We start from the raw sequence: 24,962 nt of genomic DNA on the forward strand, positions 1-24,962 counted from the left end.
CTGGTTGTCCCTTGTGAGGAGCCATAACATCATCGGCGCATAGATCGAAGAAGACTATTCTTCGTTAAATAACTTGATTTCCTTTGAGTCTGAACTCAAAGTAACAATTGCCTTACGACGTTTCTTTGTGTAACCACTGAAACGTCCTTGGCGCTTAAGGTGGCCCTTAACGTTCATAACGTTAACTTTGACAACCTTAACATCGAAGATTTCTTCGATGGCGCTCTTGATCTGGGTCTTGGTAGCGCGAGTATCAACATCAAACGTGTAACGCTTCATGTCCATGTCGGCCATTGATGACTCAGTAACAACGGGGCGCAAAATCACATCACGTGCTTCCATTATGCGAGCACCTCCTCTACCTGAGAAAGAGCAGATTGGGTAATCACCATCTTGTCGTTGTTAACAACATCTAAAACATTAACGCCCTTAGCAGTCAATACAGTGACATTAGCTAAGTTACGTGCAGACAGAGCTGCGTTTTCGTTGTCATCTTCAACCACAACAAGGGTCTTTTCAGCAACTTTCAGGTTGTTTAAAACCGTGGCAAATTCAGAAGTCTTTGGTGTCTTGAAGTCCAAGACATCAACAACAACTAAGGCTTTGTCCAAAACCTTTTGTGATAATACTGACTTCATAGCTAATTGGCGAACCTTTTGAGGCAGCTTGTAAGCATATGAACGTGGGGTTGGTCCGAAGACGATCCCACCGCCACGCCATTGTGGTGAACGGATTGACCCTTGACGAGCCCGACCGGTACCCTTTTGGCGCCATGGCTTTCTACCACCACCAGAAACGGCACTCCGGTTTTTAACGGCGTGAGTTCCTTGACGTAATGAAGCGCGTTGCATCAATACGGCATCGGTGATGACATTGTTGTTTGGTTCGATTCCGAAAACGGCATCGTTTAATTCAACCGTTCCGGCACTCTTACCATCTTGCTTGAATAAATCAACGCTGGTAGTCATAACTGTTTGTCCTCCCTTCCCTTAAACTATTTTTCGCTATGGCGGTTGTTCTTCTTCAAACCGGCCTTAACAGAATTCTTGATTGTTACGAATGACTTGTTGGCACCAGGAACGTTACCCTTGATCAACAGAACGTTGTTTTCCAAGTCAACGCGAACAACTTTCAGGTTTTGCATGGTTACTTTGTTGTTACCCATGCGGCCTGGCAGCAATTTGCCCTTGAAAACACGGTTGATAACGGCACCCAATGAACCTGGGCGACGGTGGTAACGAGAACCATGCGCCATAGGCCCACGGCTTTGACCATCCTTATGGATGTTACCTTGATACCCATGACCCTTTGTGATTCCCGTGACGTCGACTGCTTCGCCTTCTGCGAAGACGTCTGCTTTAAGCTCGTCACCGACTTTAATGTCTCCAAGCTCAACATCGCGAATTTCACGAACGAAGCGCTTAGGAGCCGTTTTTGCTGCTGCTACATGACCTTGTTCGGGCTTGTTAGACAGTGCTTCACGTTTGTCGCCGAAACCTAACTGGATTGCGTTGTAACTGTCATTTTCAACAGTCTTAACTTGCAACACTACGTTAGGTGTAACGTCGATAACAGTAACGGGAACTAATTCACCGTTTTCCGTGAAGACCTGCGTCATCCCGACCTTTTTCCCTAAGATTCCTTTAGTGGTCATGAATACACCTCCGATATAATGTAATTTTTGTAGTTTAGCGACGATCGCTCGTCGTGGAACAAGATGAAACCAAGAATTAAAGCTTGATTTCGATATCAACACCACTTGGCAATTCAAGCTTAGTCAATGAATCAACTGTTTTAGCAGTTGGGTTCACGATGTCGATTAAACGCTTATGAGTCCGAATTTCGAACTGTTCACGTGACTTCTTAAACTTATGTGGTGAACGTAACACAGTGAAAAGTGTGCGTTCAGTAGGCAATGGAATTGGTCCTGCGATTTCAGCACCAGTCCGTTTTGCCGTTTCCACGATCTTGTCAGCTGACTGATCAAGGATCCGGTGTTCATAAGCCTTTAAGCGAATCCGAATTTTCTTACTTGCCATAATTGTTCCCTCCTAACGTCTATTTTTATTAAATAGGCTAACTCCGTAAAAGTTACCGACGCACCCCCGTGGCAAAGCGGCCGGGTGTGTCGCAATCTTTTACATCAACGCTCGCTTGTTGCCAGGCGTTTCAGGGGTGTTTAACCCCTTCTCTCGCACAAGCACTTACCTACTATACCAGCTGAAACCTTTAATGACAAGGATTTATTTACTTTTCCCGCATTGAAACATATCTGTAACTTTTTGACATTCGGCTAATTTTTTCAATAAAAGTTTTTCGAAGTTTTTTTCTCTCATTGCCGATATAATGAAAGCACATCAACCCAAGGAGGTTTTGCTCATGCGTGCGTTACTCATCATTGATTACACCAACGATTTTGTTGCAACAGACGGGGCCTTAACGACTGGTTCTGTTGGCCAGGCCCTCGAGCACCCCATCATTGACCTTGCAAATTCTTTTTTAGATCATGGTGATGCCGTGATTTTACCAACGGATCTTCACCAAGAAAACGATCCGTATCATCCAGAAACCGCGCTCTATCCACCTCACAACCTTGCCAAGACCTGGGGCCGGGAACTTTACGGCCAGCTTGCTGACTGGTATGCGACCCACCAAAACGATTCACACGTTCACTTTATGGATAAGAATCGGTACAGTGCTTTCGCGAACACCGGATTAGATAGTTACCTTCGTCAACGACAGATCACAGACCTTCATCTAGCCGGCGTTTGCACCGACATCTGTGTCCTGCATACCGCCGTTGATGCCTATGACCTTGATTACGACCTAACCGTTCACCGGACTGCCGTTGCATCGTTTGATCCTACCGGGCACGCCTGGGCACTGAACCACTTTGAACACGCCATGGGTGCGACGATTGTTGACTAGTTTCTTCTATAATATAGGGTTCCTTTACGGTTAACTCGCCAAGCATTGATTAGTGGTACCATGAGGTTAGGTTCGTTACTAGTTACTTAATCTAATTTTGGAGGTTACGTTCATGTCACTATCTGAATTTAGCACCTGTACGACCATTCTAGTTGGGAAAAACGCCAGCTATGACGGTTCGACCTTAATTGCACGTAATGAAGACGCCGGCACGGCAGTTGATCCTAAAAAGTTTATTGTTGTCAAACCGGATGATCAGCCGCGCGACTACCACGCCAAGCTGAGTAAACTCACACTGACACTTCCTGACGATCCCCTTCGCTACACCGCCATTCCAAACGCGGTGCCTGATAGTGGGATCTGGGGTGAAGCCGGGATCAACAGTGAAAACATTGCCATGAGTGCTACCGAAACCATTACGACTAACGAGCGTGTCCTCGGCGCCGATCCACTTGTCGCTGATGGTTTGGGTGAAGAAGACCTTTTGACCATCACCCTCCCCTACATTCACTCTGCTCGTGAAGGGGTAACACGGGTCGGCCAGTTACTAAAGGACCACGGGACCTACGAAACAAACGGCATTATCTTTTCAGATCTTAACGAGATTTGGTACATGGAAACGGCTGGCGGCCATCACTGGGTTGCGCAACGTGTGCCCGATGATGCTTACGTCGTTGCCCCTAACCAAACTGGAATTCAGGAAGTCAACTTTGCCGACACAAGTAACTTTATGTTTGCCGACGATCTTGAAACGTTTGCTGAAGAAAACCACCTCAACCTTGGTGATCACTTTAACTTCCGCGAAATCTTTGGTTCCCACTCACAGTTAGACCATCACTATAACACGCCGCGGGCTTGGTACGCACAACGTTACTTCAGTCCTGACAGTGTCACCGGTAAAACACCAATGAGTGACGACCTCCCGTTTATTTGCCGGGCCGATCGTAAAATCACCATTGAAGACATCAAGTTTGTTTTGAGTTCACATTACCAAGACACACCGTACGATCCGTTTGCTGTGGGTGCCACAAAGGAAACGGCCCCGTTCCGGCCAATCGGCATTAACCGGACCCAAGAACTTTGCGTGCTTCAATTGCGGCCAAACGTTCCAGCTGAACGCTCTGCCATTCAGTGGGTTGCCATGGCTGCCAATCCGTTCAATACGTTGGTGCCATTCTTTACTAACGTCACAGATACCCCGGCAAGCTACCGTGACACCACCGCCGTGCTCGACAGTAACAACGCCTACTGGGCTAACCGGTTGATTTCATTAATTACTGCGGACCATTTCCAAGCTTTAATCAGTGATGTCGAAAGTTACCAAGAAAAGACGTTGGGGTATGGTCACCACCGCGTTAACGAAATTGACGCTGCCATGGCCAATCAGAGCGGAACTACCTTGACCACTGCACTAACAGCTGCTAACCAAGAAACAGCCGATCACATCATGGCTGAAACTGCTAAGCTCCTGGCCACCCTTGTAGGTAAGGGCGGTAACTTGGTGCCTGGTGCTTTCACCCGGGATAATTACTAAGTAGCTCTAAATTTGAGCAACAAAAAACGTGTTGAGAAAATTTCTCAACACGTTTTTATATCGTCGACTAATTAAAATTAGTCTTCGTGGTGGTTACCACCATTTTTCTTAACAATTTCTTCCTGCACAGCCTTAGGAACAGCAGCGTAGTGGTCGAATGTCATTGTGAAAGTCCCACGACCTTGCGTTGATGAACGCAGTGTCGTTGCGTAGCCAAACATTTCTGACAATGGTACGAATGAGTGAACTTCTTGTGAGTTCCCACGTTCTTCCATCCCATCGATTGTTCCACGACGAGCGGTTACGTGACCCATAACATCCCCAAGGTTGTCTTCAGGTGCGACAATGTCGACCTTCATGATTGGTTCAAGGATAACTGGGGCAGCCTTCTTAGCAGCTTCACGTAATGCCAATGAAGCGGCAATCTTAAATGCAGATTCTGATGAATCGACATCATGGTAACTACCATCGTAAAGCTTGGCCTTTACGTCAACAACTGGGTAACCGGCAAGCATCCCGTTAGCCATGGCTTCTTTCAAACCTTGGTCAACTGAAGGGATGTATTCACGAGGAACAACCCCACCGACAATGGCATCTTCGAATTCGTAACCCCCACCCATTTCGTTAGGTGTGAATTCGATCCAAACATCCCCATATTGACCTTTACCACCGGACTGACGGATAAACCGACCTTCAACTTGAACGCTCTTCGTGATCGTTTCACGGTACGCAACTTGAGGTGCACCAACAGTGGCGTCAACCTTAAATTCACGACGCATCCGGTCAACGATGATGTCCAAGTGAAGTTCACCCATCCCAGAGATCAACGTTTCACCTGTTTCAGGGTTCGTTTCAGCACGGAATGAAGGGTCTTCTTCAGAAAGCTTTTGCAAGGCGTTGTTCATCTTGTCTTGGTCAGCCTTCGTCTTAGGTTCAACGGCAACTTGGATAACTGGGTCAGGGAAGACCATTGATTCAAGGTGCAGTGGGTGGTCAACGGCAGTCAAGGAGTCCCCTGTTGTGGTGTTCTTCAAACCGATAACGGCAGCGATATCACCAGAGAAGACTTCAGGAATTTCGTTTTGTTGGTTAGAGTGCATTTGTAACAAACGACCAGCACGTTCACGCTTGTCCTTTGTTGCGTTCAGCACGTAAGAACCTGATTCCAACGTCCCCGTGTAAACACGGATAAACGTTAACCGACCAACGTAAGGGTCAGTGGCAACCTTAAATGCCAAGGCAGCGAAGTCCTTGTCATCACCGGCAACCAAATCTTCTTCTTCGTCAGTTTCAGGATCAATGGCCGTGTAAGGCTTAACATCGATTGGTGATGGTAAGTAGTCAACAACGGCATCCATCAACATCTGAACACCCTTGTTCTTGTAGGCAGAACCGGCAAGAACTGGGAAGAAGTTATTCGTCAACGTTGCGCGACGAATTCCAGCCTTCAGTTCATCCTTGCTGATTTCTTCACCGTTCAAGTACTTTTCCATCACAGCTTCATCGGCTTCAGCAACAGCTTCAACCAATGCGTCACGACGCTTTTGTGCTTCTTCAACGTACTGTTCTGGGATATCAACAGTGTCCCATTCAGTCCCTAAAGCATCTTCATCGTAAAGGTCGGCCTTCATTTCGATCAGGTCGATAACCCCTTCGAAGTCATCTTCGGCACCAATTGGCATTTGAACAGCGTGTGCGTTCGCATCCAAACGGTCGCCTAATGATTCAACAGAAAAGTCGAAGTTGGCACCCAACTTGTCCATCTTGTTAACGAAAACGATACGAGGAACGTCGTAAGTTGATGCTTGACGCCAAACAGTTTCTGTTTGAGGTTCAACACCAGCTTGGGCGTCAAGAACGGCAATGGCACCATCCAACACACGTAGAGAACGTTCAACTTCGATTGTGAAGTCCACGTGTCCTGGTGTATCGATGATGTTAATCCGGTTCTTGTTCCATTCAGCCGTTGTAGCGGCTGATGTAATGGTAATCCCACGTTCTTGTTCTTGGGCCATCCAGTCCATTTGTGAAGCACCATCATGGGTTTCACCAATTTTGTGGATCTTACCAGTATAGTAAAGAATCCGTTCAGTTAACGTTGTTTTACCGGCATCGATATGGGCCATGATCCCGATGTTACGTGTTTTTTCGAGTGGAAATTCACGTTTGTTAGCCATTGTTATCTCCTTTAAAAATTAATTCGCTTGTTTTGCCTAAATCCCAAAAATGACACCGCATTGCAAGATGGGTGTCAAGGGGTGCTGCCAGCCAAACGGCCAGTTTAGTTTACCAACGGTAATGTGCGAAGGCACGGTTGGCTTCTGCCATCCGGTGCGTATCTTCACGCTTCTTAACAGAAGCACCAGTGTTGTTGGCAGCATCCATGATTTCACGTGCTAAACGTTCTGTCATGGTGTGTTCCCCACGTAAACGTGAGTATTGAACTAACCAACGTAAGCCTAATGTGCTCCGACGTTCTGGACGAACTTCGATTGGCACTTGGTAGTTAGAACCACCAACACGGCGGGCCTTAACTTCCATTACAGGCATGATGTTGTTCATTGCTTCTTCAAATACTTCTAACGGTTCGTTACCAGTTTGTTCTTTGATTTGATCAAAGGCACTGTATAAAATCGTTGAAGCAGTTCCCCGCTTACCGTCTAACATCAAGCGGTTGATTAAACGGGTAACCAGTTTTGAGTTATAAATTGGGTCTGGCAACACTTCACGTGCTGGAATATGTCCTTTACGAGCCATCGTTTATCTTCCTTTCTTGATTAAGCCTTAGGCTTCTTAGTACCGTACTTAGAACGGCTTTGTTTCCGGTCAGTAACACCGGCAGTATCCAGAGCACCACGGATAATGTGGTAACGAACCCCAGGTAAATCCTTAACACGGCCACCACGGATAAGAACAACACTATGTTCTTGCAGGTTATGACCGATACCAGGAATGTAAGCCGTAACTTCAATCAAGTTAGACAAACGAACACGGGCGTACTTCCGCAAAGCTGAGTTAGGCTTCTTTGGTGTCATGGTTCCGACACGAGTGGCAACCCCACGCTTTTGAGGAGCAGCGTTGTTAGTTTGTTCCTTCTTGTAGCTGTTATACCCGAAGTTTAATGCTGGGGCATCTGATTTTGACGTTTTAGATTTACGACCACTACGAACGAGTTGGTTAATCGTTGGCATCTAAAAGTCCTCCTTCCAATTTTTGGTTTAAGTTTAAGTCCACACATCCAGGCGGTTCTTTTTTTGGTATTAAAAAAAGAAAACCCAAATCTGTTTTCCAGTATGATTGCTGTTTTAGCTCCAGCCGCCATGGATGGCAGACACTTTCACAAAAAAGCACCTTTAACAGAATATCATCCTCACCTACTGGCGTCAAGCGCTCCGGCGGAAAAAACGGCGAAATAACAGCAAATTTGTTCATTAAAAACGACTTTATTACCGTATGTCGTTACTAACACCACCGGAACCCCTACGAAAGGGAGCATGACGCTTATGATATCAGCTTTTATCCCGCTTGTCACCTTTATTTACGGCACGATCTTTGCGTCTGGGATCGTTTGCACCACGCAGCGTTGCCTCACTAACCGCCCCTTACTGGTCGCCCGTTCTTGTTGTGATCACTGCCATCATCCCCTAACTTGGTGGCAATTGTGGCCCTGCATTGGGTGGCTTATTCAGCACGGACGGTGCCACTTTTGTCATCACCCTATCAGTGAACACTACCTACTCGTTGAAATTCTCGCTGGCAGCACACTTGCAATGACCGTCACTCGTCAGTCACTGCCGCAAACCATCCTAACCGCATGTTTTTGTCTTGCTTTATTAGCGCTCAGTGTTCAAGACCACCGCACCCAAACTGTCAGTGCTAGTGGGCTGACTCAATTAGCTGGTCTATCAATGACACACTATCTTTGGGCCCAGCGCTCGTGGTGGCCCCTTATGCTTGTTATCCTTGGTTATTTACTTCTACAAGCATGTTGTCGGTATTGGCCTGTGATCGGTGCTGGCGACCTCGACCTTATGGTGATCCTTTGGCTGTGGTTCGACACAACGCGGACGTTAGTAATCATTTTTCTAGCCTGCTGGGTCTTTCTGCTATTCGCTTGGAGAACGGCTTCCAGGCAGCGTCTGCCATTCTTCCCGGCCCTCTGGATCGGTAGTTGTTTAACGTTAATGATTCTCCCCTAGCACCCATTCGGCAGGCAAGTGTAAACGGTTGCAAAAATGATTCAACGGCCGTACCATATTCATGTAGTTAAATATATTAATGGAGAGGCGGTGGTTTTGTGGTTGAGTCACAGTTAACGGCTGGCCAACAGCGGGCACTGGACGAGTTCATTGCCAACCTGGACCTCTTAAACACCTTGGCGGATTCAAACCGGCAACGGCTAATTATCCTGCTGGGGGCCCATTTAAAAAATGGGTTGACGGTGACAGAACTCACCGCACAGATGAACCTGTCACAACCTGCCGTGTCACACCATTTAAAGATCTTGCGTCAAGCTGGACTTGTTGAACCGACTCGCGATGGTCTTCACCACCGTTACCGGTTAACTGTCACTGCTGCGCTGGATCAAGTCGAACACCTTTTAACTACGATTCGAAACGGAAATCACGCGCCACAACAATCAAAGGAGTGAGTGAAGATATGGCACAACATGCTTATATGATTGGAACTGGGATCGGGAACCTTGCCGCAGGACTCTATTTAATTCGCGATGGTGGCTGGAATAGTGACCAAATCACCATGTACGGCCTTGAAACGCACGGTGCAAACGATGGTGCGCCAACCGCAGATTACACTAATGAATACAGTAACCAGGCCCTCGCTAACACCAAGGGGTACCTTGCTAAGGGTGGCCGGATGCTGAATGAAGAGACGTATGAAAATCTCTGGGATCTCATGCGGTTTGTCCCATCCTTAGACCATCCTGAAAAATCTGTCACTGAAGAAATCCTTGATTTTGATCATGCGCACCCAACCCACGACGTTGCCCGTTTAATGGACAAGGTTAACGGGATTCGTAATAAGGGCGACCAAAATGATTATTCACACATGCAGTTTAACAACCTCGACCGAGTCTTGCTCACCAAGTTGATGATGATGCCAGAAAGTAAGGAAGCTAAGCTAAATGATATCGGGATCGACGATTGGTTTGCTGACTCCCCACACTTCTTTACCACAAACTTCTGGTACATGTGGCAAACAACGTTCGCGTTCAAACGTCAAAGTTCAGCAATGGAACTCCGCCGGTATATGAACCGGATGATCCTTGAATTTAGCCGCATCAACACACTGGAGGGTGTCACGCGGACACCGTACAATCAGTACGAAAGCTTAATTCTACCAATGCGGAAATTCTTGAGTGATCATGGTGTTACGTTTGTTAATAATCGTAAAATCACCGCGTTAACCTTTAAGGACACACCGTTACGTGACGACATCATTGTGACTGGTTTTGATTACGAAGAAGTCGATAACGCCAACAAGCCTGGCCATCAAGATGTTGATGAACATGACTTTGTGTTTGATACAAATGGTTCCATCACGGACAGTTCTTCTTACGGGGACATGGATACGCCACTGGTTGAAAACCATGAATATGCGCCAAGTGCTCAACTCTGGAAGCAAGCTGCCGGTCACTTCTATGACCTGGGTCATCCAGATAAATTCTTCAATGATCGTCAACAAAGTGAATGGATGAGTTTCACCGTCACCAATGACAACCATGACCTTCTAAACGAAATTACCCGGATTACACAACAACAACCTGGTAACGCCCTCAACACCTGGGTCGATAGTACTGGGCTGATGTCCATCGTGGTGCATCACCAACCACACTTCCACGCCCAAAAGGAAAACGAAACGGTCTTCTGGGGCTACGTCATGTACCCACGGCGCCATGGTGATTATGTGGACAAGGAATACATCAAGATGACTGGTCGAGAGATCTTAACGGAAGTTCTTGGCCACCTAAACGAAGTGGACGATAGCCGTGATAGCATTGCTAATCGGACCGATGAATTAATGGCAACCACTGTCAATGTCATCCCTGTTTACATGCCTTACGCAAGCGCCCTCTTTAACCGGCGTGCAGTCGGTGACAGACCGTTAGTTGTTCCAAAGCACAGCCACAACCTGGCCTTTATCAGTCAGTTTGCGGAAATGCCGTTTGACATGGTCTTCACTGAACAGTATTCGTTCCGTTGTGCGCAGCTGGCTGTGTACACGTTCTTAGGAATTCCAGAAACCGAAATGACACCAATGCACCACTACGAGAAGAGCCCGAAGGTAATGGCGCGGGCAACAAAGACAATGTTTAGATAGAAAGCGCGAGCCAAACCACGGTTAGGCCTACTCAGGTAACGTAAAAATGCACTTATGGACGGTTCATGTCCGTAAGTGCATTTTTTCGTTAGATGAGAAAGAGGCCTGTGGTTTGGCTCGCGTTTTCGGCAGTTAGAACTAGCATTTGGACGGTTCCATGTCCATAAGTGCATTTTTATGTTAGATGAGACAGAGGTCTGTAGTTTGGCCCGCGTTTTCGGCAGCTAGAACTAGGCATTTGAACGGTTCATGTCCATAAGTGCATTTTTTCGTTAGATGAGAAAGAGGCCTGTGGTTTGGCTCGCGTTTTCGGCAGAAAAAACCAACACAGCCCTCACTATACAGACGTTTCTAGTCCATGAGTTCGGTGTTTACGTCACCTGAAAAAAGTCTGTGGTCTGGCTCGCGTTTTCGGTCGACAGAGCTTACCCATTATTCACCCCACAAAAAAACGGGACTCAACCGTAATGGTCGAGTCCCGTTTTCGTTAACACATGAAGTCACATGTACCTCACTAATGGTCACCCATTAGTTTCTGGCGTCTTCTTCACGCATCTTCTTTTCTAAATCACTGATGGAGTAAACGCCTTCCGTTCCGGTCACTTCAGCTTCTTTAGGCTGAATCTTCCGGTAATCTGGCATCCCAGTCCCGGCAGGAATGATCTTCCCGATAATAACGTTTTCCTTCAACCCAACTAATGGGTCGTTCTTTCCACGAATTGCGGCGTCCGTTAAGACACGCGTTGTTTCTTGGAAGGAAGCGGCTGATAAGAAACTGTTTGTTTCCAGGGCAGCCTTGGTAATCCCAAGGATCACTGGCCGACTAGTAGCAGGAATCCCACCAGCAATCAGCGTCTTCGTGTTGGCATTCTTGAAGTCAGCAATATCCATCAACGTTCCTGGTAACATATCAGTGTCACCTGGGTCCATAACACGGAGCTTCCGCATCATTTGACGAACCATGATTTCAATATGCTTATCGGCGATCCCAACCCCTTGCATCCGGTAAACCCGTTGGACTTCACGGAGTAAGTAGTTTTCGGTCGATAACACATCACGAACCTTCAGTAATTCCTTAGGGTCAATGGCCCCTTCGTTTAAGGCTGAACCACGGTGGATAAAGTCACCTTCAGCAACCCGCATACGGGCCCGTAATGGTAACGTGTATGACCGTGTTTCGGCTTCACCCTTAACCGTAACTTCTTTCGTCCGTTCAGCTGGGTTTTCTTCGATTGAAACAATCGTCCCAGTAACTTCGGAAATTTCTGACTTACCCTTAGGGTTCCGCGCTTCAATAATTTCTTGAACACGAGGAAGCCCTTGAGTGATATCATCCCCGGCAACACCACCGGTATGGAAGTTACGCATTGTTAATTGCGTCCCTGGTTCACCGATTGATTGAGCGGCAACTGTCCCAACAGCTTCCCCAACTTCAACACGGTCACCAGTTGCCATGTTCCGTCCATAACAACGTTCACAAACCCCGTGCTGGGTGTTACAAGTGAAGGCTGAACGAATCACAACTTCCGTCACGCCGGCGTCAACAACTGCTTGCGCAGCGTCTTCATCCAGCATTTGGTTAGCATTAACAATGATTTCACCCGTTTCTGGGTGGTAGATTGTCTTCATTGCGTAACGACCGAGCATCCGTTCGTACAATGATTCAATCATTTCATTACCGTTCGTGATGGCGTGAATGGTCAGACCACGGTCTGTACCACAATCCTTTTCACGAATAATAACGTCTTGCGCAACGTCAACCAAACGACGAGTCAGGTACCCAGATTGGGCAGTCTTCAAGGCCGTATCGGTCATCCCTTTACGAGCACCATGGGTGGAAATAAACATTTCCAAGACAGAGAGCCCTTCACGGAAGTTTGAGACGATTGGCAGTTCCATCGTTTGACCATTAGGCGCAGCCATCAAACCACGCATTCCGGCAAGTTGCGTAAAGTTAGAAATGTTACCACGGGCACCAGAATCACTCATCATGAAGATTGGGTTATTCCATTCCATTGAGTCAACCAGTTGCTCTTGGATGTCATCCTTGGCAGTGTTCCAAACGTCGATCACACGTTGGTAACGTTCGTCATCGGTAATCAACCCACGACGGAACTGCTTTGAAATCGTTGAAACTTGTTTACGTGCGTCAAGCACGATGTCATTCTTTGTCTTCAACGTTGAGATATCAGCAATCCCAACGGTCAGACCGGAGTTCGTGGATTCGTAGTACCCTAGGTCCTTCATCCGGTCCAACAGAAGTGACGTTGCTGTTACCTTGTAACGCTTGTAAACTTCGGCAATGATGTCGGCCAAGAAGCCCTTCTTAAACGGATCGTTCAGTGGTTGATTGCTCAACACAGCCTTCAAATCAGCGCCTGGTTCCAAGAAGAACCGGTCGTCCACACCATCCGTCAGGTTTGCTGACGTTGGTTCGTTCAAGTATGGGAATTCTTCTGGCAAGATGGCGTTAAAGATCATCTTCCCAACGGTCGTAATCAAGATGTGCTGACGTTCGTCATCTGTAAATGGCTTGTTCGTCATGGATGACGTTTGCACACCAATCCGGCTGTGCAAGTGCACGTAACCGTTTTGGTAAGCAACGCGGGCTTCGTTCAGATCCTTAAAGATCATCCCTTCACCTTCACGGCCAGCTTCTTCAGTTGTCAGGTAGTAGTTCCCGATAACCATATCTTGTGATGGTGTAACCACTGGACGACCATTGGCAGGTGCCAAGATGTGACCAGCAGCTAACATCAATAACCGTGCTTCAGCTTGCGCTTCGTCAGACAACGGTACGTGGATGGCCATTTGGTCACCATCAAAGTCGGCGTTGTAGGCTTCACACACCAGTGGGTGAACCCGCATGGCCTTCCCTGACACCAGCACGGGTTCAAATGCTTGAATCCCAAGTCTGTGCAAGGTAGGGGCCCGGTTCAGTAACACTGGATGTTCCTTGATAACGTCTTCTAAGACATCGTAAACATCGTTATCTTGACGATCAATCTTCCGCCGCGCGTTCTTGATGTTTGAAGCGAGTTCACGCTTAACCAATTCTTTCATGATGAATGGCTTGAAGAGTTCCATGGCCATTGGCACAGGAAGTCCCATTTGGTTCATCTTCAGCGTTGGTCCAACATCGATAACAGAACGGCCGGAGTAGTCAACACGTTTCCCAAGTAAGTTTTGACGGAACCGTCCTTGCTTACCCTTCAACATGTGTGACAGTGACTTCAATGGCCGGTTACCAGGACCAGCAACAGGACGGCCGCGACGACCGTTATCGATCAAGGCGTCAACGGCTTCTTGTAACATCCGCTTTTCGTTTTGAACGATAATTCCTGGTGCGTTTAAGTCCAATAACCGCTTCAACCGGTTGTTACGGTTGATAACCCGACGGTACAAATCATTCAGGTCAGAAGTGGCGAACCGGCCACCTTCCAACTGAACCATTGGCCGTAAGTCAGGCGGAATAACCGGAACAACATCCATAACCATCCAGTCAGGACGGTTACCGGATTGCAGGAAGGCTTCCAAAATGTCCAAACGTCGAACGGCACGCGTCCGCTTTTGACCAGAAGCTTCCTTCAGTTCTTCCTTCAAAGTAACGGCTTCCTTGTCTAAGTCAACGGTCGCTAACAGCTTCCGAATGGCTTCGGCACCCATTTCAGCCTGGAATTCATTCCCGTATTGGGCTTTCTTTTCACGGTATTCACGTTCGGACAGCAATTGCTTGCGTTCTAATGGTGTGTTCCCTGATTCCAAGACAACGTAAGAAGCGAAGTAGATCACTTCTTCCAAAGCCCGTGGGCTCATGTCAAGAACTAAGCCCATCCGGCTTGGGATTCCCTTGAAGTACCAGATGTGGGTTACTGGGGCAGCTAATTCGATATGGCCCATGCGTTCACGACGAACCTTAGAACGCGTAACTTCAACACCACAACGGTCACAAACAACACCCTTATAACGGATCCGTTTGTACTTACCACAGGCACATTCCCAGTCCTTCGTGGGTCCAAAAATCCGTTCATCGAACAGCCCGTCACGTTCAGGCTTTAATGTCCGGTAATTGATGGTCTCTGGCTTCTTAACTTCACCATATGACCAGCTGCGGATTTTGTCGGGCGATGCAAGCCCAATCTGCATGCTTTCAAATTTGTTGACATCAATCAAAGGATTGACCTCCCTCTCATTTTCAATGGTGACAGATCACACTATTCGTTTGTTGTGTGTTCAGATTTTTCAACAGGTGCTGGTTGTTCCGTTGCGTTTGTCGCTGGGTGTTGATCATCCGTCTTTTCGTCAACGGGATGTTCAGCAGCGTACTTACTCAACGCATCAACGTTGACAACATCGTCTTCGTCTTCATCCATGTCACGCAGTTCGATCTCTTGTTTGTTGCTGTCCAGCACCGTCATGTCCAGACCTAAGGCTTGTAATTCCTTGACCAACACACGGAATGATTCTGGCACACCAGGCTTTGGAATTGGATCGCCCTTAACGATGGCTTCATAGGTCTTTACACGACCAACAACGTCATCTGACTTGTACGTTAAAATTTCTTGTAACGTGTAAGCGGCACCGTAAGCTTCCAAGGCCCAAACTTCCATTTCACCAAACCGTTGGCCCCCAAATTGCGCTTTCCCACCAAGTGGTTGTTGCGTAACTAATGAGTAAGGTCCGATTGAACGGGCGTGGATCTTGTCGTCGACCATGTGGGCCAACTTCAGGTAGTGCATCACACCAACGGCAATCCGGTTATCAAAGGCTTCACCAGTCCGCCCATCGTACAGAATGTACTTAGCGTCATCAGGCATTCCGGCTTCCTTAACGGCTGACCAGATATCCTCGTCTTGCGCACCATCAAAGACAGGCGTTGCAACATGAATACCTAACTTACGAGCAGCCATTCCCAAATGCAATTCAAGCACTTGCCCGATGTTCATCCGGGAAGGCACACCCATTGGTGACAGCATGATGTCGATTGGTGTTCCGTCTGGCATGTATGGCATGTCTTCTTCAGGGATCACGATTGAAACGGTCCCCTTGTTCCCATGACGACCAGACATCTTGTCACCGACCTGAATCTTACGTTTCTGGGCGATGTAGACCCGAACCATCATGTTAACACCAGGAGACAGTTCATCACCGTTTTCACGGGTAAAGATTTTAACATCCTGGATAATTCCGCCACCACCATGAGGAACACGAAGTGACGTATCACGAACTTCGCGTGCCTTTTCACCGAAGATGGCGTGTAACAGCCGTTCTTCCGCAGAGAGTTCAGTAACACCCTTTGGTGTAACCTTACCAACCAAGATGTCACCATCTTGAACTTCAGCACCGACCCGGATAATCCCCTGTTCGTCAAGATCCTTCAAGGAATCTTCACCAACGTTAGGAATTTCACGCGTCATTTCTTCAGGTCCGAGCTTTGTGTCACGTGCTTCTGATTCATATTCTTCAATATGGATCGACGTGTACACATCGTCCTTAACCAACCGTTCTGAAATGGCGATGGCATCTTCGAAGTTGTAACCATTCCACGTCATGAAGGCGATCAATGGGTTTTGCCCAAGGGCTAATTCCCCACCTTCCATGGAAGGCCCATCAGCTAAGATTTCATCAGCATCAACTGAGTCACCCACGCTAACAATTGGCCGTTGGTTGTAGTTCTTACCACCATTTGAACGGCGGAACTTCATCAACTTGTAAGTGTCGAGCGTGCTGTCTTCACGACGAACACGAATTTGCCGTGCGTCAACGAATTCAACTGTTCCGGCAGCCTTACTGATCAATGCAACTCCAGAGTCATGCGCAGCCTTGTATTCAATCCCAGTCCCAACGAGTGGTGCGTGGGGGTTCAACAATGGCACAGCTTGACGTTGCATGTTGGCACCCATCAGGGCACGGTTGGAGTCATCGTTTTCCAAGAAAGGAATACATGCTGTGGCAACCGCAACGACCTGCTTAGGCGAAACGTCCATGTAGTCGACGCTGTCTAATGATGTTTCAATATTTTCATCTTTTGAACGAGCCAACACTGTGTCGTCAACGAATGAACCGTCGTCGTTCAGTGGTGAGTTGGCTTGGGCAATAACAAAGTTATCTTCTTCGTCGGCCGTTAAGTAGTCGATTCGGTCAGTAACCTTGTGTGTGTCCCATGAGACACGCCGGTATGGTGTTTCGATGAATCCGTAACGGTTAACCTTCGCGTAACTGGACAGTGAGTTGATCAACCCAATGTTCGGTCCTTCAGGTGTTTCGATGGGACACATCCGACCATAGTGGGTGTAGTGAACATCCCGGACTTCATAACCGGCACGGTCACGGGTCAAACCACCAGGTCCAAGAGCAGATAAACGCCGCTTATGCGTTAATTCACCCAGTGGGTTGGTTTGATCCATGAATTGTGACAGTTGGGAACTTCCGAAGAATTCCTTGATTGAAGCCACAACAGGACGAATGTTGATCAATTGTTGCGGCGTTACTGTAGCGGCATCCTGAATGGACATCCGTTCACGAACCACACGTTCCATCCGGGATAACCCGATCCGGAATTGGTTTTGTAACAGTTCACCCACGGAACGAATCCGCCGGTTACCCAAGTGATCGATATCATCCGTTGAGCCAATGCCTTCTTGTAAGTTCAAGAAGTAGTTGGTTGAAGCCACGATATCAGCTGGTTGAATGGTGTGGTTCTTTAAGTCAATGTGACCGTTACCGATCATGTTCAAAACTTGTTCAGGGTCGTTCTTTGAGAAGACCTTGATCACTTGAACAGTCATTGGTTCTGTCACAACGGCTTCATCAGAAGGTGTGTACGTTACAGCCTTAAAGTCTTCCTGATCCAGATATGGTGATAATTCGGCCATTACAGTCTTATCGATCACAGTACCCTTTTCAGCAATAACTTCACCAGACTCAGGGTCAGCCAATGTTTCAGCTAACGTTAAGCCCAGCAAACGGGTGTGTAAGTCCAACTTCTTGTTTAATTTGTAACGACCAACAGGGGCTGTGTCGTAACGCTTTGGATCGAAGAACCGCGCCGTCAACAAGCTCCGTGATGAGTCAGCCGTCTTTGGTTCACCAGGCCGCAACCGTTCGTAGATATCCTTCAAGGATTCTTCAACACGTGAGTCCTCAGAATTCTTGTGGATATCCTTTTCAAGGGTGTTCATCAATGCATCACTTTCACCTAAGATGTCAATGATTTCATCGTCAGAACCATAGCCCAGTGCACGAACAAGTTCCGTCATTGGGATCTTCCGTGTCCGGTCGATCCGAACGTAAGAAATTTGCTTTGCATCCGTTTCATATTCTAACCATGCACCACGGTTAGGAATAACGGTTGCGCCAAAGACTTCACGGCCGTTCTTGTCTTCATCTTCGTTGTAGTAGACACCAGGTGAACGCACTAATTGTGATACGATAACCCGTTCTGCTCCGTTGATGATAAACGTCCCCTGATCAGTCATCAGCGGGAAGTCACCGAAGAACACGTCCTGGCTCTTGATTTCACCAGTTTCGTGGTTCGTTAACCGCAACGTCACGTGCAATGGTGCAGAGTAGTTTGCATCATGTTCACGTGCTTCATCCACAGTGTATTTTGGTTCGAGTAACTGGTAGTCAACGAATTCCAATGACAAGTTTCCTTGGAAGTCATCAATTGGCATGATGTCGTCGAACATGTCACGCAGTCCCTCGTCTAGGAACCATTGGTAAGAATCCGTTTGGATTTCAATCAAGTTCGGCAGATCAAGAACTTCCTTGATGCGTGCGTAACTTCTACGGGTCCGGTGTTTACCGTATTTAACTAAATGCCCTGCCAAGTTCTTCACTCCTTCGATTGAGGTTTTCCGGTGAATAAGCCCGTCCAATCAATGTTACAAGTTGATTACAAATCACCTGTAAATCGATTTTTGAGCATAAAAAAGGCAAAAGAAGCTCTTCCATAATGAAACAGTTAAAGGCTACTTTTGCTTTTCTATAAGGGGGTTAGCGGACAATAGATCGTCAACCCGATTTTTATTCACAGTAATATACAAGTAGTAATATACGCTGATTTGTTAATGTTGTCAATGGTTTTACTCAGGGCTACTGGTATCGCTCACACCATCCGCAACACCAAATAAAATTAGTTTCAGCAAGAATTGAATTTGCTCGCGTTCCGACAGTTCTGGATCACCCAGCCGGTGAAATTGAGCAAATAACGGCGCCAAACTGGTCATGTAAAAACTGGCCGCCGTTTGCGGATCAAGGCCTGGCTTCAGGGTGACTTTGTTTGAACCAAAGAATTGGGCCAATGGTCGCACGTAGTCCATGCCGAATAGCTGCCCCAAACGGCGTTTATTTTCCGGCTTTAGGTAGCGGAAACTGCCGTGAATCAGTGAAAACGCATCTCGCGGGTGCACCGCAAGCATGGCCGCTGTGAGATCCGTCAGCACGTCTAACCCGCTTCCCTGGTCTGCCGTGATGATGGTCGTCATCGTGGTGGCCAGTTCACCGCCAACCTCTTCAATTACCTCTAAAAAGATAAGTTCTTTATCGCTAAAGTGATGATACAGTGCTGGTTGTGAGATACCAACAATCCCGGCAATATCTCGGGTCGAGGTCTCAGCATAGCCCTTTGTCAAAAACAGTTCACGGGCAGCATCCAAAATGCGTCGCCGGGTGTGCGCCAGCTGTTCTTCGCGACTCATTTAAACGCCTCCTTATTAATAGATTCAATTTAGTTCACAGATTACCTTTAGTTTCTGCTTTCCCTAAGGAAAAAGCAATTACGAACGACTGACCCTCATAAAACTTTAATCGCAGGCGTAATCTTTCAACTGACACAAACAGCCACCCATGGCAATTATCCATAAGTGACTGTTTGTGGGTGCGTATTAACCATGGCGAAACGTCATGGTTAATACGCTGTTATTTTGAAGAAACTGGCTCTTTTTGTGTCGGCTGTTCTTTGGTGGTGATCGTAATCTTGCCACCCTTGGCACCAACCGTCACCACATCGTTTGTTTTAATTTGTCCAGCAATCAAGGCTTCACTCAACTGGTCTTCCACCTGAGTCTGAAGGGCCCGCCGGATTGGCCGTGCCCCATATTCAGGATCAAAACCAGCATCTGCGACAACATCAATGGCTGCCGGGGTAATCTTAACCTTGATGCCCTGTTCCGCGACCCGATTCAAGACCGTTGTGGCCATGATTTTAACAATGTCGTGTAGTTCTGGCTTTGTCAGGGAGTGGAAGATCACCGTTTCATCGATCCGGTTTAAGAATTCAGGCCGGAATGTTTGCCGTAACGCCTGACGAATTTTCGCAGACATGGCGTTATAACTATCCGTTGCACTAACCGCGCCAAACCCAACTTCCTTATCGTCACGAACTGCGGTCGCCCCAAGGTTCGAGGTCATGATCAAAATCGTGTTTCTAAAGTCCACTTTCCGGCCCTTAGAATCCGTCAAAAAGCCATCGTCCAGAACCTGCAATAACAAATTAAAGACTTCTGTATCAGCTTTTTCCGCTTCATCCAGGAGCACAACGGAATATGGTTTGTTCCGAACCTGTTCGGTCAGCTGACCACCCTCATCGTAACCAACATATCCTGGTGCTGCCCCAATCAACCGACTGGAACTGTACCGTTCTTGATATTCAGACATGTCGACCCGAATCATGTTGTCTTCAGAACCAAACATTGCTTCGGCTAATGCCTTGGCTAATTCCGTCTTTCCGACACCAGTTGGGCCAAGGAACATAAACGACCCAATTGGCCGGTTTGGATCTTTCAACCCTGACCGTGCCCGCCGGATGGCCCGTGAAACCGCGGAAATGGCTTCATCTTGCCCGACGACCCGTTTGTGAAGCACCTTTTCAAGGTTCAACAACCGGGCTTCTTCATTTTTCTGTAACTGTGTTAACGGAACACCCGTCCACTCAGAAACAACCTCGGCGACATCTTCACCGGTCACCTTCAAGTCATACTGATGCTTACCAGCAAGCTTGTCAGCATCAGCTTCATCAACCAATTTGTCGACCCGTTTCCGTAACGCCATTTCCTTTTCTCGAAGTGCTGCCGCACCCTCAAAGTCCTGGTTTTCAATGGCCGCTTCCTTTTGTTGCTGTAACTCAGCCAACTTATCTTCTTGCTTTGCAAGCTTCGTTGGGTGACCCGCGTCATCAATGCGAACCTTGGCTGCCGCCTCGTCCATCAAATCAATGGCCTTATCCGGTAAGAACCGCTGGGTGATGTACCGTGAAGATAGTTTAACGGCTTCAGTTACCGCGTCATCCGTGATTTCAACTTGGTGGTGGTCTTCATAACGACCCTTCAACCCCATCAAAATCTCGGTTGCTTCGGCTTCCGTTGGTTCGTCCACTTGCACGGTCGCAAACCGCCGTTCCAACGCAGCGTCAGTCTCAATGTACTTTTGATATTCATTGAGTGTCGTTGCCCCGATGGTTTGGAGTTCACCACGTGCTAGGGCTGGCTTCAAAATGTTCGAGGCATCAATTGCCCCTTCTGCACCACCAGCACCAATAAGGGTGTGAAGTTCGTCGATAAACAAGATCACGTGACCATCGTTGTAAATTTCTTCGATGACTTTCTTGAGCCGGTCTTCGAATTCACCACGGTACTTGGTCCCGGCAACCAGTGATCCCATGTCTAACATCATCAACCGTTTGTCAGCAAGGTTATCTGGCACATCACCGGCGACGATCTTTTGGGCAAGGCCCTCAGCAATGGCAGTCTTCCCGACACCAGGTTCCCCAATCAACACGGGGTTATTTTTCGTCCGACGACTCAAAATTTGAATCACCCGTTTAACCTCTTTAGCACGGCCAACCACAGGATCCATTTGTTTTTCAACCGCCAGGGCCGTTAAGTCACGTGCCAGTGAGTCTAAGGTTGGCGTGCCTTCCTTTGGCTGCTTAGCCGCGTTCGCTTTGGCGATTTGTTGACGCCGCCGCGGTGAATCGTTAACGCCCAGCTTGTGTAGAATGATCTTTCGCGTTTGCGCTAGATCCAGGTTCAACGTCATCAAGATCCGGGATGACAGAATTGTTTCGTCTGATAACAACGCCAACAATAGGTGTTCCGTTCCGATCTTAGTGGCACCCAACCGTTTTGCTTCGTCACCGGCCAATGTCAACATGTCCTTGGCTTTTGGTGAATATGGTAAATAGGTATCTTTTGTTGTGTTAGTCATGGTTCCGTAGCCGGTAAACCGTTCGATTTCTTCACGAACGTCTTCTTCGGTCACGTTGAACTGATCCAGGACTTTGCTAGCAATCCCATTTTGTTCAATGGTTAAGGCTAGCAATAAGTGTTCAGTACCCACAGCCTGGTGTTTGAAATATTTAGCTTGTTCCTGTGCCAGCACTAAAACGTCCTTGGCACTCGGTGTGAATAAATTATCCATCTCTGTCCTGCCTTTCATTAATGACCCGTGTTTGTCGTTTGTGCAAACGTGTGGTCCACCAACCTAATTCTCTAATCGAAGGCGGTTCAACACCCCAATTAGAATCCGGGCGCGTAGCGTACATTCAACATCATGATCACCCACGTTCAGCGTATCCTTATCAATGGCCGATAAAATGATGTTCGCTTCACGTTCCTTAAGCACCCCATCGTTAAACAGAGAGTTAATAATCGCATACGCATCGTGCTGGTTAATTGAATCCCCCACGACATCATTCAACAAGTTATCAAGGATGTCTGCGTCCGCAAAAAGGTCAACCTTTTCAATCCGGATATAGCCACCGCCGCCCCGCTTACTTTCGACAATGTAGCCGTTCTGCATGTTAAACCGTGTCTTAATGACATAGTTGATTTGTGATGGGACAACATTAAACTGATCAGCAATGTCTGACCGGCGAATTTCCACCTGGTCAGCGCCTTCCAAAATGCTCTTTAAGTACTTCTCAATCACATCAGAAATGTTCGTTGAGCCTTCCATCCTCGCTCACCCCAATCTTTGACTAATATTGACTTTATTATACGAAGAATCGCGGCTTTTGCAATGAAAAAGTTTCCCCAACGTTGTCATAATAAAGTTTCTGGTCTTCATGGGAAGACTACTATACACGTTTTTTTGATGAAGTGACAGAAAAAAGATCCTAAACTGCTAACTTTTAGTTAGCAGTTCGGGATCATCTAAAACATTATGCCCACGTTTCTTGATCGAGGGCCATTTGCCAAAATGAACATTCGTAAAACGTGCTCCGTTTAAAGGCGGCGTTCATGGCTTGCTGCGTTTGCTCGTCAGCATGCGCTGCCACTCGATCCGTCAACGCTAATTGCGTCGCCACCGCATCCATGTAGCTCGCAGCTTGATAGCTGTCTAACCAGGCCTGATAGATTGGGACTGGTGACTGTTTACCAGTCAGCGTTTCCCCGATGTCGGCGTATAACCATGCACATGGCAATAATCCGGCAATGGCCGCTTCCGGGCCTTGTTCCGTCAACGTCCGGTACATATGGGACGTGTACGCATACGTCGTTGGTGCCAGCGGCGTCGTAGCGACTTCATCATCCGTGATTTTCAGTGTCTTAAAGTACGTCGCCCGCGTCGCCATTTCACCGGCCCGTAAATCAGCGGCGAGTTCCAACAGCAATGCCGTCACTTTCGGATCGGTCGTTGCCGCCGCGGTCAATTCATGTAGCTTCGCGAAGTCGCGTAAATAATGATGATCCTGAATCAAATAGTACCGAAACACGGCTTCCGGTAACGTCCCCGCACTTAACTGTTCAATAAACGGATGGTCTAAACTTGCCTGCCATAACGGCAACGCCGCTGCCTTAGCTTGAGTACTAAACACCATTAATAACATCCCCTGATTTTGATTCGTTTAACAACCATTATAGCAAACCGTCCGCAGACTTTAACCGCCGCAAACGCGAAACCTAATGCAAGCCTCGTTTCATCTAACAGAAAACCCGCACCATGGACAAAGTTCAGTCCATCTTGTCTTAGGTGGATCAGTTTCTTTCTTTTGCTTCGCAAACGCGAAACCTAATGCAAGCCTCGTCTCATCTAACAGAAAACCCGCACCATGGACAAAGTTCAGTCCATGGTGCGGGTTTTCTGTTAGATGAGCAGGCCTAATCGCATTAGGTTTCGCTCTCTTCTACTTAAACGACACCAAGTTTTCGGCAGTGTCTGTTTCAATTAATTGGCGGTTGTTGTTCAATGCAAATTGCACCATGTTCCGCACCGCTGTCTTCGTGTAGAAGGCAATGTGTGGGCTAACCAACACATTTTCACGGCTCATCAAGTTCTTCAACCGTTCGTCAGGAATGGCATCGAAACTACCAAAGTCTTCGTTGAAAATCCCGACTTCGTTTTCGTAAACGTCAAGGGCTGCACCAGCAACCTTGCCGTCGTCCAAGGCCTTGATCAAGTCGTCAGTGTCGATCAAATCCCCACGAGCTGGGTTCAAGATGTACACGTTGTCCTTCATCTTGCCAAAGGCTTCCGCATTCAGCATGTGGAAGTTTTCCTTCGTTGCTGGGGCGTGCAGTGAGATCACGTCAGCTTGGGCATACAATTCATCCAAAGTGTCGACGTAGATGCCATCTTTTTCTAATTCTGGGTTGTGGAAGACATCATAAGCAACGATCTTCGCACCAAAACCACGGTAGATTTGGATGGCTGCGCGGCCGATCCGGCCAGTCGCAATCACACCAACTGTCAACTGGTTCAATTCAGTGGCAATGTCTGGTGCCCACCGTAAATCACCCGTTGCTTGGCGATGTGCGTATTGTGGTGTCCGCCGTAACAACCGCATTAATTCAGTTACTGTGAATTCAGCAATGGCTGCTGGTGAATAAGCTGGGACATTTGTGATCTTCATGTCGTTACGCTTAACAGCATCGGCGTCGACATTATCAACCCCAACGTTCCGTAATGACATGTACTTTACACCAAGTTCAGCCAACCGGTCCAAAATTGCACCAGTATATGGCTTTTGTTGGTACACAACGGCGCCGTCAAATCCAGCGGCTTGTTCAACCGTTTGTTCCGTTAATAGATCCTTAACGGCCTTTACTTCAATTCCTTGTTCTTTGGCCCATTCTTCGACGTAAGGTTCTTCGTCATCGCGGATGCCGTAAGCAATAATCTTCACTGTGTGTTACCCCCAACAATTTTTAATATCAAT

At 47.5% G+C, this 24,962-nt stretch carries 20 protein-coding genes; 5 read left to right on the forward strand and 15 right to left on the reverse strand.

Annotated features, from left to right (window positions below; all coding sequences use genetic code 11):
- Positions 1-54 precede the first annotated feature (54 nt).
- From rplW to rpsJ, 4 genes are all read right to left on the reverse strand, one after another.
- Complete coding sequence (rplW, locus tag ACRYI5_RS10310) at positions 55-342, reverse strand: 50S ribosomal protein L23 (protein ID WP_407879290.1); 288 nt, start codon at positions 340-342, stop codon at positions 55-57.
- Positions 342-968, reverse strand: coding sequence for a 50S ribosomal protein L4 (gene rplD, locus ACRYI5_RS10315; RefSeq protein WP_407879292.1), 627 nt, complete (start codon positions 966-968; stop codon positions 342-344). Before rplD ends, rplW begins: the two co-directional genes overlap by 1 nt.
- Before the next feature lie 26 nt (positions 969-994).
- Entirely contained in the window at positions 995-1,654 is a 660-nt protein-coding gene (gene rplC, locus ACRYI5_RS10320) for a 50S ribosomal protein L3 (protein WP_407879293.1), read from the reverse strand.
- A gap of 76 nt (positions 1,655-1,730) precedes the next feature.
- Complete coding sequence (rpsJ, locus tag ACRYI5_RS10325; protein ID WP_407879295.1) at positions 1,731-2,039, reverse strand: 30S ribosomal protein S10; 309 nt, start codon at positions 2,037-2,039, stop codon at positions 1,731-1,733.
- A gap of 340 nt (positions 2,040-2,379) precedes the next feature.
- On the opposite strand from rpsJ, the gene ACRYI5_RS10330 reads away from it, so the two are divergent.
- Complete coding sequence (locus ACRYI5_RS10330; RefSeq protein ID WP_448225184.1) at positions 2,380-2,928, forward strand: cysteine hydrolase family protein; 549 nt, start codon at positions 2,380-2,382, stop codon at positions 2,926-2,928.
- Between the two features lie 112 nt (positions 2,929-3,040).
- Complete coding sequence (locus tag ACRYI5_RS10335; RefSeq protein ID WP_448225185.1) at positions 3,041-4,462, forward strand: C69 family dipeptidase; 1,422 nt, start codon at positions 3,041-3,043, stop codon at positions 4,460-4,462.
- A 77-nt stretch (positions 4,463-4,539) separates the two neighbouring features.
- Here the strand turns inward: ACRYI5_RS10335 and fusA are convergent, their stop codons facing one another.
- From fusA to ACRYI5_RS10355, 4 genes are all read right to left on the reverse strand, one after another.
- Entirely contained in the window at positions 4,540-6,639 is a 2,100-nt protein-coding gene (gene fusA / locus ACRYI5_RS10340; RefSeq protein ID WP_407879301.1) for an elongation factor G, read from the reverse strand.
- A 109-nt stretch (positions 6,640-6,748) separates the two neighbouring features.
- Positions 6,749-7,219: a 30S ribosomal protein S7 gene (gene rpsG, locus ACRYI5_RS10345; RefSeq protein WP_407879303.1), complete on the reverse strand. Its 471-nt coding sequence runs from the start codon at positions 7,217-7,219 to the stop codon at positions 6,749-6,751.
- Between the two features lie 20 nt (positions 7,220-7,239).
- Positions 7,240-7,653, reverse strand: coding sequence for a 30S ribosomal protein S12 (gene rpsL, locus ACRYI5_RS10350; protein WP_017262644.1), 414 nt, complete (start codon positions 7,651-7,653; stop codon positions 7,240-7,242).
- The gene (locus tag ACRYI5_RS10355; RefSeq protein WP_448225186.1) at positions 7,640-7,894 is read right to left on the reverse strand and encodes a hypothetical protein; all 255 of its coding nucleotides are present in this window, start codon (positions 7,892-7,894) and stop codon (positions 7,640-7,642) included. The genes rpsL and ACRYI5_RS10355 overlap by 14 nt, the downstream gene beginning before the upstream one ends.
- Positions 7,895-7,965: 71 nt before the next feature.
- On the opposite strand from ACRYI5_RS10355, the gene ACRYI5_RS10360 reads away from it, so the two are divergent.
- The 3 genes from ACRYI5_RS10360 (at position 7,966) to ACRYI5_RS10370 (ending at position 10,801) form a co-directional block, all read left to right on the forward strand.
- Entirely contained in the window at positions 7,966-8,661 is a 696-nt protein-coding gene (locus ACRYI5_RS10360; protein WP_448225187.1) for a prepilin peptidase, read from the forward strand.
- Between the two features lie 98 nt (positions 8,662-8,759).
- Complete coding sequence (locus tag ACRYI5_RS10365) at positions 8,760-9,113, forward strand: ArsR/SmtB family transcription factor (RefSeq protein WP_407879308.1); 354 nt, start codon at positions 8,760-8,762, stop codon at positions 9,111-9,113.
- Positions 9,114-9,121: 8 nt separating this feature from the next.
- Positions 9,122-10,801, forward strand: a complete 1,680-nt coding sequence (locus ACRYI5_RS10370) for an oleate hydratase (RefSeq protein WP_448225188.1) — start codon at positions 9,122-9,124, stop codon at positions 10,799-10,801.
- 528 nt (positions 10,802-11,329) lie between these two features.
- Here the strand turns inward: ACRYI5_RS10370 and rpoC are convergent.
- The 7 genes from rpoC to ACRYI5_RS10405 all read right to left on the reverse strand — a co-directional run bounded on the left by rpoC (position 11,330) and on the right by ACRYI5_RS10405 (position 24,929).
- Positions 11,330-14,974, reverse strand: a complete 3,645-nt coding sequence (gene rpoC / locus ACRYI5_RS10375) for a DNA-directed RNA polymerase subunit beta' (protein WP_407879311.1) — start codon at positions 14,972-14,974, stop codon at positions 11,330-11,332.
- Positions 14,975-15,015: 41 nt separating this feature from the next.
- Positions 15,016-18,642 (reverse strand): DNA-directed RNA polymerase subunit beta, encoded by a 3,627-nt coding sequence (gene rpoB, locus ACRYI5_RS10380; protein ID WP_448225189.1) that lies wholly within the window; start codon positions 18,640-18,642, stop codon positions 15,016-15,018.
- 246 nt (positions 18,643-18,888) lie between these two features.
- On the reverse strand, positions 18,889-19,503 hold the full coding sequence (locus tag ACRYI5_RS10385; RefSeq protein WP_407879315.1) for a TetR/AcrR family transcriptional regulator: 615 nt from the start codon (positions 19,501-19,503) through the stop codon (positions 18,889-18,891).
- A 220-nt stretch (positions 19,504-19,723) separates the two neighbouring features.
- Complete coding sequence (locus ACRYI5_RS10390) at positions 19,724-22,222, reverse strand: ATP-dependent Clp protease ATP-binding subunit (RefSeq protein WP_448225190.1); 2,499 nt, start codon at positions 22,220-22,222, stop codon at positions 19,724-19,726.
- A gap of 63 nt (positions 22,223-22,285) precedes the next feature.
- Positions 22,286-22,759 carry a CtsR family transcriptional regulator gene (locus tag ACRYI5_RS10395; protein WP_407879319.1) on the reverse strand — a complete coding sequence of 158 codons (474 nt, stop codon included), beginning with the start codon at positions 22,757-22,759 and terminating at the stop codon, positions 22,286-22,288.
- Positions 22,760-22,964: 205 nt separating this feature from the next.
- Positions 22,965-23,624 carry a thiaminase II gene (tenA, locus tag ACRYI5_RS10400; protein ID WP_448225191.1) on the reverse strand — a complete coding sequence of 220 codons (660 nt, stop codon included), beginning with the start codon at positions 23,622-23,624 and terminating at the stop codon, positions 22,965-22,967.
- Between the two features lie 306 nt (positions 23,625-23,930).
- Positions 23,931-24,929 carry a D-2-hydroxyacid dehydrogenase gene (locus ACRYI5_RS10405; RefSeq protein WP_448225192.1) on the reverse strand — a complete coding sequence of 333 codons (999 nt, stop codon included), beginning with the start codon at positions 24,927-24,929 and terminating at the stop codon, positions 23,931-23,933.
- Positions 24,930-24,962: the final 33 nt, after the last annotated feature.

The sequence above is a fragment of the Furfurilactobacillus sp. WILCCON 0119 genome, from assembly GCF_053471565.1.